Annotated in this window: 13 protein-coding genes; 5 read left to right on the forward strand and 8 right to left on the reverse strand. The window is 57.8% G+C overall.

All coding sequences use genetic code 11. The annotated features are described in order from the left end of the window. Window positions 1-409 precede the first annotated feature (409 nt). Window positions 410-1,102, forward strand: coding sequence for a PEP-CTERM sorting domain-containing protein (locus tag O3S85_RS20235; RefSeq protein WP_269542978.1), 693 nt, complete (start codon window positions 410-412; stop codon window positions 1,100-1,102). 17 nt (window positions 1,103-1,119) lie between these two features. Here O3S85_RS20235 and O3S85_RS20240 read toward each other — a convergent pair whose 3' ends face one another. Next, window positions 1,120-2,091 (reverse strand): AraC family transcriptional regulator, encoded by a 972-nt coding sequence (locus tag O3S85_RS20240; protein WP_269542979.1) that lies wholly within the window; start codon window positions 2,089-2,091, stop codon window positions 1,120-1,122. A 55-nt stretch (window positions 2,092-2,146) separates the two neighbouring features. Here O3S85_RS20240 and O3S85_RS20245 point away from each other — a divergent pair, with 55 nt between their 5' ends. Then, window positions 2,147-2,998, forward strand: a complete 852-nt coding sequence (locus O3S85_RS20245; protein WP_269542981.1) for a phytanoyl-CoA dioxygenase family protein — start codon at window positions 2,147-2,149, stop codon at window positions 2,996-2,998. 170 nt (window positions 2,999-3,168) lie between these two features. On the opposite strand, the gene O3S85_RS20250 is transcribed toward O3S85_RS20245, so the two are convergent. After that, a complete protein-coding gene (locus O3S85_RS20250; RefSeq protein ID WP_269542982.1) occupies window positions 3,169-3,381 on the reverse strand; it encodes a hypothetical protein in 213 nt (70 codons plus the stop codon). A 130-nt stretch (window positions 3,382-3,511) separates the two neighbouring features. On the opposite strand from O3S85_RS20250, the gene O3S85_RS20255 reads away from it, so the two are divergent. Then, entirely contained in the window at window positions 3,512-4,267 is a 756-nt protein-coding gene (locus O3S85_RS20255; RefSeq protein WP_269542984.1) for a hypothetical protein, read from the forward strand. A 5-nt stretch (window positions 4,268-4,272) separates the two neighbouring features. Here the strand turns inward: O3S85_RS20255 and trhO are convergent, their stop codons facing one another. Beyond that, the gene (gene trhO / locus O3S85_RS20260) at window positions 4,273-5,154 is read right to left on the reverse strand and encodes an oxygen-dependent tRNA uridine(34) hydroxylase TrhO (protein WP_269542986.1); all 882 of its coding nucleotides are present in this window, start codon (window positions 5,152-5,154) and stop codon (window positions 4,273-4,275) included. A gap of 67 nt (window positions 5,155-5,221) precedes the next feature. On the opposite strand from trhO, the gene O3S85_RS20265 reads away from it, so the two are divergent. Then, complete coding sequence (locus tag O3S85_RS20265; protein ID WP_269542988.1) at window positions 5,222-6,274, forward strand: zinc-binding metallopeptidase family protein; 1,053 nt, start codon at window positions 5,222-5,224, stop codon at window positions 6,272-6,274. A gap of 58 nt (window positions 6,275-6,332) precedes the next feature. Then, window positions 6,333-8,132, forward strand: coding sequence for a S1 family peptidase (locus O3S85_RS20270; protein WP_269542990.1), 1,800 nt, complete (start codon window positions 6,333-6,335; stop codon window positions 8,130-8,132). A gap of 34 nt (window positions 8,133-8,166) precedes the next feature. On the opposite strand, the gene O3S85_RS20275 is transcribed toward O3S85_RS20270, so the two are convergent. The 5 genes from O3S85_RS20275 to O3S85_RS20295 form a co-directional block, all read right to left on the reverse strand. Then, complete coding sequence (locus O3S85_RS20275; RefSeq protein ID WP_269542992.1) at window positions 8,167-9,153, reverse strand: agmatine deiminase family protein; 987 nt, start codon at window positions 9,151-9,153, stop codon at window positions 8,167-8,169. Window positions 9,154-9,272: 119 nt separating this feature from the next. After that, a complete protein-coding gene (locus O3S85_RS20280; protein WP_269542993.1) occupies window positions 9,273-10,148 on the reverse strand; it encodes a carbon-nitrogen hydrolase in 876 nt (291 codons plus the stop codon). A 93-nt stretch (window positions 10,149-10,241) separates the two neighbouring features. Continuing rightward, window positions 10,242-10,811 (reverse strand): hypothetical protein, encoded by a 570-nt coding sequence (locus tag O3S85_RS20285; protein ID WP_269542995.1) that lies wholly within the window; start codon window positions 10,809-10,811, stop codon window positions 10,242-10,244. Between the two features lie 4 nt (window positions 10,812-10,815). Next, window positions 10,816-11,328: a hypothetical protein gene (locus O3S85_RS20290; RefSeq protein WP_269542997.1), complete on the reverse strand. Its 513-nt coding sequence runs from the start codon at window positions 11,326-11,328 to the stop codon at window positions 10,816-10,818. Beyond that, window positions 11,321-11,608 carry an ATP-dependent Clp protease adaptor ClpS gene (locus tag O3S85_RS20295; RefSeq protein ID WP_269542998.1) on the reverse strand — a complete coding sequence of 96 codons (288 nt, stop codon included), beginning with the start codon at window positions 11,606-11,608 and terminating at the stop codon, window positions 11,321-11,323. Before O3S85_RS20295 ends, O3S85_RS20290 begins: the two co-directional genes overlap by 8 nt. Window positions 11,609-11,686: the final 78 nt, after the last annotated feature.

The following is an 11,686-nucleotide window of genomic DNA, read 5'->3' on the forward strand; positions in this document are numbered from 1 at the left end:
TTAAAGCCCCATGGAAAGATTCCAAAAAGCCACTACTGTTGTTGGGACGACAACAGTGGCTATGTTGCCTCAACAACAGTAGTGTTGTTTCCTAAACACAGCATGCGTCTTTTTCAAAACATAGCATAGGGCTTTTTCAAAAAGAAGCAGTAGGCTTTTCGGAAAAGAAGCATAGGGCTTTTTGAAAAACACCCAGCAGGGGAACGCACTTTTTTGCTCAGGTGCTTCGGTTGGCGTGCTTTGGTGCGGCGATGCATTGGGAAAATTCAGGCACGGCTCAGTAGCGCCAGGCCCTAAAGTCGCGGCAGACTGAGCCGATAACATTGACACCCATTACGCACATGGGTTACTAATAACCGCACAAAGCACGCGGGCGCGTGCCCATTAATACTTTTAGCTCCACCCAAAAATGCTCCTTAAAACTTTGCTCGTTTCGACCCTCGTCGCGCCGTCCATGTTGTTGGCGCAAACCGTCCTGATTAACTTTGGTGGCTCCACCACGGGGCAGCCCGAGACGTGGAACAACTTTTCGGAAACCGACCTCGCCGTGCTGAGTAGCGACCTCCTAGACACCACCGGCACTGGCACCGGCATTCAGTTGGAGACGACCGACGCCTTTTATGGCATCAACGGCAATGGCACCACCTCCGCGTCAGCCCCCTACCCCAGCTCGGCGACGGGTAATTCCTTCTACGATGCCAACAGCACCTGGGGCAGCGGCAGCGGCAACGACTTGGCCGTGCTGGAGTTCTCCGGACTGGACGTTGGCAAGACCTACAGTTTCACCCTCTATGCCTCACGTATTGGCCCATCGGACAACCGATCCTCGCTCTACACGCTACAGGGGGAGAACAGTGGTTCGGCCGCGCTGAACGCCACTGGCAACATCACCTCCACGGTGACCGTTAGCGACATCACACCGACGGCGGGCGGCCTCATTACGCTGACCATTTCACCCGATGCCGCGAACAACAACAGCAGCGGCTTCATCTACCTTGGCGTCGTGGAAATGACCGCCGTCCCCGAGCCTGCCACCGTCGCTCTGGGCATGGCTACGGCCGCGTTTGCCGGCTGTGTCTGGCTGCGACGCCGTCGCCGTTAATCACGCCCAACGCACTTTCATTTTCCCATCCGCCCCTTGCGATACGCCAGCGGGGTCACGCCGAGTTGGGCCTTAAAGACGCGGTGAAATTGCTCCACCGAGCCAAAGCCGGCATCGAGCGCGACATCCAGCACCGAGCGGTCGGAATGCAGCAGTAGCGGGATTGCCCGCTCCAGCCGCAGGGCTTGCACGTAGCTGGTGAAAGTCTGGCCGAGCGAGGCCTTAAATTTCCGCGAAAACGCCGCCGGGCTCATCCCGACCGCCACAGCAATCTCGTCCAGGCTAAATGGCTCAGCCAAGCGCTGTTCCATATAGTTGAGCGCGCGGCGCATGCTGGTATCCAGCCGGCGCTGATCTCCGGCGAGCTGCTCGCCCACGACCTCCAACCCCTGCAGCAGCCAATGCCGGATGCCCTCCGCCGTAAACGACGCCAGCAGCTGCTGCATCGCGTGATGGTAGCGACTCCCGGCAAAGCCAATGGTCGGCAGCGGCTCGGCCGCCTCTAATAAAAAGGCCAGGCAAGCCCGATGCGCATCGTGGATTTTTGCCTGCGTGCGCTGAATCACGGCGTCCACCCAATAGTCGACGGCCTCGCGCCAATCCGGCAGCAGCGCCTGGCAGTGATGCAGCGCCAATTGCCGCAGCCGGGCCTCGTCCTCGGCGTTGACCGGTTGTGCCGTGGAGAGCGCGCGTCGGCGCAGTTCGAGGATGCGCAATTGCAGGCTGCGCTGCCACTGCGCGGCGTCACAGGCCTCTCGCCAATCCTTGCCCAGCGCTCCCTTTCGCGCCGCGGTGCGGTAGATCAACCCGTCACCCGGACGAAAATCCCAGCAATCCAGCCGCGCCGTGGTGTTGGTGTCCGGCACGACCGTGGTCTGCACCGGAAAGCCCAAACCTGCCTGCGCCAGGCACGCTTGCAGGGCGTCCACCGGGATCGGTCCACCGTAGATACAGTCATGCAAGGCCTCGTTGTAGTCATTAAATGACACAATTATGGCAATAATTGGCGCGAAACCGTCATCTGGCGATGTTATAATGGTCGGCATGAACACCATTAGCACCGTCACCCCCACCATGCACACCCCGGCCCGCAGCCTGGACGAAAAGCTTTCCTGGACGGCGAGCGCTGCTGCGCGCAAGCCACTACAGTTCGGCCTGAGCGACGCCGAGCTCGCCCAATACCAAGAGCAAGGTTACTTGGTGAAAAAGGGCCTGCTGGCGGATCTCGCTGGCTCCCTCCAAGCGCAGGCCGACGACCTGCTGGCGATGGAAGAGCTGCAGGGCGCGCACAATCTCCGCCTCGAGCGCACGGGCGAAAACCAAGTCATCTGGAAAATCGATCCCTTTACCGACCTGCATCCCTTCTGGAGCCGCTTGACGCGCGACCGCCGTATCTGCGATGTGCTGGCCACCATTTACGAGGGCCGCGAACCACGGCTGATGAAAGACAAGCTCATCTACAAGCCGCCACACACCCACGGCAACAAGCTGCACCAGGACTACACCTGGTGGCAGGGCCTGCCGACGAGCGCGATCTCCGTCTGCATCGCCGTGGACTATACCACCATCGAAAACGGCGCGACCACCCTCTACCCCGGCCTGCATAAGAACGGCCTCATCAACGAACCCGGCGAGCTAACGTTCCTCGACCCCAAGGTCGTCGACGGCGTCGAGCCGGATGTCGTCTGCGCCGAGCCGGGCGACGTGATTTTCTTTGGCTGCTTCACCCCGCACGAGGCCGGACCGAACAACACCAATGGCTTCCGCCGCCAAATATTCCTGAGCTACAACGACTCAGCCGACGGCGAATGGCGCGCCGCGCATTACGACCACTTTTTCAGCTACCGCCTGCGCGGTGCCAGTGAGGAAGACCGCCAGGCCGCGTATTATCTGTAGGCGCGCTGGGTAGGCCAACGCATTTACCGGAAGGGCCGGTTTGAGATAAATTTACCCGTTTGTGATGTAGGGCTCACGCTTGCGTGATGCCGTAGCTGGCGTTGTGGCAATGGCGGCATCACGCAAGCGTGAGCCCTACATCACGACAACAAATCTTTCGAGCGAGCCCCCTAGCCGTTCTGCGGCTTAAACATGGCGGCGTCGATGATCGACCAGATGTTGATAATCCAGCCCAGCCAGAAGACCCACAGCACGGCGGCAAGCACAAACATGACGAGCGCCTTCATCATGCGGCCCTGGACGAGCTGCCCCAGACCGGGAATGAAAAAACTACATACGGCGGCAATCACGTTGCCCGTTGATCCTTGTCCTGCGTTTGACATAAACACACCATAGCGCACTTGCGCGCATCTGCAAATTACAATTTCGCGGTGCTTTTATCACTGCATTAATAAAAGCCAGAACGCATTATATTATGCTGGCAACTGCACGCGGCACTGGCAGGCTGAAACCGTGAACCTTGCCAACGCACTTCAATTCCTCGCTCAAGTCGACACCAATAGCTCCGCCTACGATATCGGCTACAACATTGGCTACATGGTCGGCGTCGCCCTGATGGTCATCATCCTGCTCGCCGTGCCGATCCTGATGGTGGTTTCCATCGTCAAGTTCTTCAAGACGAAGAGCGCCGGCTGGTTGGTCTTGGCGATTCTATGCGGCCTGCCGCTGTTGGCCTTCGTCGGCCTGTTTGGCTATGGCATGTATATCGGCTTCACCAACGTCCAGAACACGATCGCCGAAGAGCAGATCGAGGGGAAGGACCGCGTCGTACAGGTGCTGGAATCTCCACTGATGCTCGCAATCCCGGACCACTGGAAAATGCTCAAGCTCATGGATGGGGACCCCAGCCTGCAAATGGGCAACCTCTACAAAGAAGAATACGTCATGGCCTACGCCAATGCGAAGTCGGACTTCTTCATCGATGCGAGCCAGTTGAGCGATAACACCATTTTCGAACTGGAGGCCAATCTGGGCGACCCCGTTGTCGGCGAGCGCAAAGAATATCAGGTCAACGGCATGGACGTTTTCGAAACCGAGCTATCCGGCGAGATCGACGACCTGAATATCGTCTACAAATGCTACATCCTGGACGGAGTGGAAAACATGTATCAGGTCATCACCTGGACGCTCAATTCCAAGCGCGACAGCGCCATGCCTAATTTTGACACGATGATCCGGTCTGCCCAAGAGCAGGCGGCGGCCAACTGAATTGACTACGTGCGCTTGGCGCAGATGGAACACTCAGCCGAGGTGTCGCCTGCTGGGCGAGGGTGGCCGCAGGCATAGTTGAGCTCGAACTTGCCGGGCTTGAGGTCGTGGTCGACCGTCACGCGCTGGTCAAAGACGAAGCACTCGCCCTCCCACTTACTCTGCTCTTTAGGGGTCGTTTCCAGGTATTTTAAAATGCCGCCTTCCAGGTGGTAAACCTCGGCAAAGCCCTCGCGCTTCATGAGCGCCGTGGCCTTCTCGCAGCGGATGCCGCCCGTGCAATACATGGCCACCTTGGGCTGCTTTTTGGGGTCCAGGTTTTGCGCGACCCATTCCGGGAAATGGCGAAAGTCTTCGGTGTTGGGCTCGATGGCACCCTTAAATTTACCCAGCATCGTCTCGTAGTCGTTGCGCGTGTCGATGACGACGACTTCCGGGTCCGCCAGCAACTCGTTCCAGCGCTCGGGGCCCACGTATTCACCGGCCTGGGTCAGCGGGTCAATCCCCGGCACGCCCATGGTGACGATTTCCTTCTTCAGGCGGACGCGGACCGTCTCCCGGCGAAAAGGATTCTGGTCGGCATAGGAAAATTTGGCGACCAGCCCGGCCATGCGCTCGTCCGCGCGAAGCGTGGACAGCAGTTGGCCAATGCCAGCCTCGGGCCCGGCGACGGTGCCATTAACCCCCTCATGGGCGATCAGCAGGATGCCGCGCAGCCCGGCCTCGTCGCAGAGGGTTTGCAAGCGCGGCTGCCACGCCTCGAAATCCTGAAAATCGAAGAAGTGGTAAAGCGCGGCGATGTGCGTCTGCTCGGTGGTCTGGTCCATATCTGCAAACCCCACGAGATCGCACACAGCACGCGTGAAGTCAATGATTTGGTGGCTCACGAATCTTTCCCTAAACCGTAACAAGAATAATCTTCTCAGGCCAAAAACTGTCGATACTATTTGCGGCATGAAGATTTTCCAGTGCGACGAATGTGGCCAACTGCTCTTTTTCGAAAACACCCACTGCGGCTCCTGCGGGAGCCAGCTGGGCTACCTGTGGCGACAGAATATGCTCAGCGCGGTCATCGAAAAAGACGGCGCACTGGAGGCCGTCGCCAGCCCCAAGGCCCGGTATAAGTTCTGCGCTAACCGCGAGCACGACGTCTGCAACTGGCTCGTGCCGGAAGCAAACGAAGACCCGTATTGCCGTGCGTGCGAGCTCAACAGCACCATCCCGGATCTCAGCATTCCGGAGAACCTCCGCGACTGGCGGAAGCTGGAATACGCCAAGCACCGGCTGGTCTACAGCCTGCTGCGCCTGCAACTGCCCCTCGTCAGCAAAAAAGACGATGCCGAGGGCGGACTCCAGTTCGACTTCCTGGCCAATGTTCAGGGCGAAGACCCAATAATGACCGGACACGACGGCGGCCTGATCACGCTGAACATTGCCGAGGCGGACTCTGTCCACCGCGAAGCCACGCGCAAGAGCATGCATGAGCCCTACCGCACGATGATCGGCCACTTCCGCCACGAGGTGGGCCATTATTACTGGGATGTGCTCGTGGCCAATAATCCCCAAGCGCTGGAGAAGTTCCGCATTTTGTTTGGCGACAACACGCTCGACTACGGCAAAGCGCTGGAAGCGTATTACCAGAATGGCCCGGCGGCGAACTGGTCGGAAACATTTGTCAGCGCCTACGCCACCATGCACCCCTGGGAAGACTGGGCCGAAACCTGGGCCCACTACCTGCACGTAATGGACACCATGGAGACGGCTTACTCCTTTGGCATGAGCCTCGATGCCCAGCTAAAGTCGCCGGCCACCGTGCAGATGCAGGCAGACTTCGATCCGTATAACCAGCCCGATTTCGAGCCGATTCTCAACGCCTGCCTGCCGATCACCTTTGCGGTCAACAGCCTGAACCGCGGCATGGGCCAGCCCGATCTTTACCCGTTCGTGCTACCGCCCGCCGTAGTCGAAAAGCTGCGCTTCGTCCACCAGTTAATCCAGCCAGAATAATTTACATCAATCAATTGCCTTGCATCGAACTCAATCAAGTCAATAAATTGTATTAAGCATGCAAGCACGTGTATTGATCAGTCTGTTGCTCTTCCTGGTCACGTCCGCTCTGGCCAGTGCCGGAGACATTACGGCACCGGAGAAGCTGAAACTGGAAAACGGGGATGAAATCGATGTCGAGGTGGATAAAATGGTCGGCAATTCGGTGCATTTCTTTAACCTCGTATCCGGCGATGCTGAGGTTCTCGAACTGAAGCAGCTGACTACCGATACCCGATTTAAGCTGATCGAATGGGCCACTCAGGACCTCATTGAGAAGGGTAAGCTAAACATCAATGTCCGCTACACCGCCATCCGGGAGATGAGGCAAGGCCGTGAGCTGGCACGATACGACATCGTCGTCGACAACCAGTCCGCATTTATTTTTCCGGAAGCGTTCCAGATCAGCACCAAGATTTATCGGTTCAGCTTCGACCTCGAAGATCAGGGAAATGGAATGCACGCCTACAAGCTAAGTAGCCTCAACGGCAGCAGAGGCCCAACCTCCGAGAAGCAGCTCTTTGCGGAAAGCGTCCTGAGAATGGAAACCCGCAACCAAATCAGCACCATGCCGCCGTTTAACTGGATTCGTCTGTTTGGTGAACCGTTTGAGCTGAATGGTAATGATGACACCCCCAGCAATGTGTATTTGTCCGCCGTACAACTAAAAATAATCTACGAGGGCAAAACCTTGTACGAGCAGATCACCCCCAACCGCACTCGCGAATACATCGAGGCCAAGCAAGGGGGCATCAAAGAGACGGATGAAGAAGTCTTCGAGGCCGATGACGAGCCGGAAACCAAAGACCGCATCGCCGGTGCCTCCAGGCCGCAACCCACTCCGGAAGCGGAAACCAAATCAAAGGTGCTCTCGAAAGCCCCCGATATATCCTACGGTTCCATCGTCATCATTCAGTCAGACAAGGGCTCCGGCACCGGCTTTCTCATGGAGATGAAAGGCCGCACGTTCATGGTGACCAATTCCCACGTCGTTACCGGCGCAGACTACCTGACGGCCAAGACCAGCAATGGACACGAGCTGTATTTACCCAGAGCATTTTTCGCCTGCAAGGACCGTGACCTGGCCCTGTTTCCGATCAATCATGAAGGCGAATACCTGAAGCTTCCGGAGAATTTCGACGACATTAAAATTGGCGACGCCGTTACCGTTTATGGCAACGAAGCCGGTGCGTCCGTGGTCACCCAACTAAGCGGAGAAGTCAACGGCGTTGGCCCGGTTCGAGTGGAAATCGACGCCAAATTCGTGGAAGGCAACAGCGGCAGCCCCGTCATCCACCACGACACCAAAGGCGTCATCGGCCTGGCCACCTACTACATCGAGTACAATACGCCGGAGGCCGACCGCGGTGCCGGGGATTACTTCGAACGTAAAGGCGATAGGAAGAAGACGCGACGCCGCTTTGCCGAGCGCATCGACAACGCCAGCGAATGGCAAAGCGTCAACCTGCCCATGCTCAAAAGGGAGAAAGAGGCACTCGACGAATACGAAGATTTCCTCAACGGCGTTTATCTCATTGCCCGCGGCATCACCGAGAATAGCCGGGTCATCTCGCCGTCCCAGGGAACGAGGGGCGTTGAGGACATTCTGGAGGATTTTCATGACAGCTTCCACGGCGGCTACCACGGCAATAAGCGCGCGGTGGATGACCTGAAAAAGCGGCTCATCACCCACTTGGAAGCGCGCCGCTCACTGGTCGAAAAAGAGGTGACCACCTATTTCCTGGTCGAGGAACTCAACCGCTTGGGTTCCAAGAGTCGCTGGCTCAAGGAATACGTCGAAGGCGTTTACTACCGCTAGTCAACCTATCGGGCAGATCACGCACGCTATCAGACTACGCAGGCTGGTTTGCCGAAATGCAGTGCAGCGCACCCCCCTCTTCGAGGAGCAGGCGACAATCGATCGGTACGATCTCGCGACCTGGGAAGCACTCGCGCAGCGTCCCCAACGCCCAATCGTCGGGCGTTTTCTGGCCAAAAACGGGTGCCAACACCGCGCCATTGACCAAGACGTAGTTCGCATAGCTGGCGGGCAGCTCCTCGCCGTCGCTATTGAGCACCGGGTCCGGCAGCGGGAGCTCCATCACTGAGCCAAAGCGCTCCTTGAGCATGTCGTGATTTTCCTTAAGCGCGGGCATGCGCTGGCTGGAGACACAGAGTACGGAGTCTTCGGCGAAAAAACGAGCCAGGTTGTCAATGTGGCCGTCGGTATCGTCGTTGGGGAGCTCGGCGGGTAGCCAGACAACTTCGTGAACGCCCAGCACTTCCTGGAAAACGCGCTCGTAGTCCGCTCGCGTCGCTCCGATGTTACGGTTCGGATTCAGCAGGACCGGAGTCGTCGTCAACATCACGCCAGCGCCGTCGACTTCGATCGCCCCGCCTTCGAGGATCAGGCTTTGCGTATCGCAGGGCAGCCCCAAGGCTTCGGCCATGCGAGGCGGCGCAGCATTGTCCAGATCCCACGGCTCAAATTTACCGCCCCAGGCGTTAAAAGTCCAATTCGTCACGATGACCTGCTCACCCTCTTTAACAAAGATCGGGCCATGGTCCCGGCACCAGACATCGTTGGTCGGGTGGTCGTAAAGCCAGACATTTTCCCAGACCGCACCCGCCATGCGCAGTTGATTGCGGATCGCGACATGCGCCTCCTCGGCGGCGTTGATATTCACCCGCTGATAGCGGCTAGCGACCGCAGCAATCTCGGCAAACTTCTCGGCCACGGCCTCATGCTTTTGGGGCCAGATATGCAGCGACACCGGCCACGAAAGCCAGAGCGCGGTTTGCGGTTCCCATTCAGCGGGCATGCGGCGGGGGGATTTCATGATATCTTTTATAAAGGAGCGGTGGAGAAACTACGAATGGCGCAGATGAGCGCAGATCATTACTACATGTATCGAACAAAATCATCCGCGCTCATCTGCGCGATTTGTAGTTAAAAAAATCAGTCCAAAAAGCGCTTCGTCAACCCATCGTAGGCGTCGATACGGCGGTCGCGGAAAAACGGCCAGATGCGGCGAAAGTCTTCCTGCGCCTTGAGGTCGCATTGGACGATGGCCACGCCGGACTCCTGCTCCATGCGGTGCTTGAGCTGGCCGTAGTAATCGCTGACAAAGCTGCGGCCCCAAAACTCCGTATCACCCTCGGTGCCGACACGGTTGACCGCGACAACGTGGCAGCCGTTGGCCACGGCATGCCCGCGCTGAACGGTTTCCCAGGCGTTGTGTTGGGCGTCGCCCAGCTCGGCTTTTTCTTCGGGCAGCCAACCGATCGCCGTCGGATAGAAGAGGATATCCGCGCCCTTGAGCGCCGTCAGCCGCGCGGCTTCGGGATACCACTGGTCCCAGCAAATGCACACGCCCAGCTTGCCAAATCGCGTTTCCCAGACCTGAAAACCCAGGTCGCCCGGAGTGAAGTAAAACTTCTCTTCGAAGCCCGGGTCTTGCGGGATGTGCATCTTGCGATACTTGCCCAACAGCGAGCCATCGGCGTCGATGATCGCGGCGGTGTTGTGATAAAGCCCCGGCGCGCGGCGCTCGAAGGTCGGCACAATGATCACCACGCCCAGCTCTTTCGCCAGCGCCTGCATGGCCTCTACGCAAGGGCCGGGAATCGGCTCGGCCAAGTCAAACTGCTCGGTATCCTGCGTGATGCAGAAATAGAGCGTGTTAAACATTTCCGGCAGGCAAATGACCTGCGCGCCCTGCTTTGCCGCCTCGATAATCAGCTCTCGGGCTTGGGCAACATTGGACGCCGGCTCGGCCTGCATCGCCATTTGGATAAGGCCGATCGAGACAGTGCGTGGAGTTTGTTCGGGCATGATTTTGCAGGCGTATAGGATCAGCGGCGGTGCGCAAGCTTCAACTGCCGGGACCGCTGAGTCTGCTGAATAATGTTAAAAACAATGGGTAAGCTAGGCCGGCAATGGCGGCGGCTCTTTCTTCGGTTTGCGGGTAAGATCTACGATGCCCCAGATGATCAGGCCAGCGCCCGCTGCCAGGCCGAGAAAGATCAGGCAAAGCGATAGCAGGACATCCTTCATGAAGCCCCATAAATCATTGGGACCAAAGGAAAACGGACGCTTACCCTCGAAGCCCGATAGCTGGATCTCCAACGTGGTCGGTGCGGTCACTTGCACGTAGCCAACCGAACGCCCTTTGGTTTCACCCGAGGAAAAGCTGAACGAACGGTCCGAATGAAATTCCAACTGCGTGCCTGCCTCATCCGTAATCGCCACCTGAAATCCGTCGGGCAGCGATTCGGGCTTGTCGTAGAGAACACCGTCGATCATGGCGCGGTATTGGTTGTAGAGGAAATAATTACCAGGCTCCTCCGCGTGGTAAGTCAACTCACCCGGCCCCATAAACTGCGGGTTGCTCTCCATGCTTTCGATTAACGGAAGCAGAATCCAGACAACCATGATAGCGAAACCGGAAATCCCCACCAGGACGCCTGAAATGATTTTGATGATACCTTTCTTCATCCGGCTAGTCCTCGATGTCCTCGTCGTCGTCTAAATCGTCCGTCTCATCGAAGTCGTCAAAGCCGAAGCTCTCCGGTATCAGCTGCACGACGAGCATTTCCTGAAAACGCGCCAGAAAGCTGTAGCACATAAATGGCTTGTGCTCCTCGGGGCGCAGGGCATCGGGCTCAATCATATCCCGCTCCAGCGCCTGTTCGGAAAAGCGGCTGAGGAAGGCCTCGCGAATCTTCAAACGCACAGCCGATGCGGCGCGCAGGGCGCTTTCGGCGTCTGTCTCTGAAAACTCCACTGGGTGCTCCGGCGTCATTTGGTTGAGCACTTCGACCAGGTAGCTGGCGTCTTCACGAAGCTGCTCCAGCAAACTGTCGCGCCAGGCTTCCAGCAGAATCTCGTCGTCATCGGGCGCGCCATTCATGTCAATGGCCACCTGTAGCCGCAACCGTTTCTCGATGGGTTCGATCACGTCCAACAGAGCCTGCACGTAAAACGGGCTAATCTTGAGGGCTAGCTTAGGCATCGCGTTCTAGTTTCGCGTTGAGTTGCCACTTGTGCAATTCGTGAACGTAGGTTTCCGCCTCCTCGCGGCCACCGGACCAAACAATCGAGCGGCCGAGTTCATGAACTTCCAGCATGTGCTTGCGCGCCTTGTCATCATCGAACCCCAGCACGCGGCGAAAGACCAGCACCACGTAGCTCATCAGGTTCACCGGGTCATTGAGCACAACGACGTTCCACGGCAGCTCCGTGGCAACCGAGGTATCCGTCTCGCTTTCGGTGAATGGACTGCTGGTAGCCATATTAAACATTGCAGAGGATCAATCTAAGCCGATCTCGGTCAAGATCAAGCCTCGCCCGCAATGTAAGCCCGGGAATTG

Origin of the sequence: Cerasicoccus sp. TK19100, from assembly GCF_027257155.1 — a bacterium.
Classification (GTDB): Bacteria; Verrucomicrobiota; Verrucomicrobiia; order Opitutales; family Cerasicoccaceae; genus Cerasicoccus; species Cerasicoccus fimbriatus.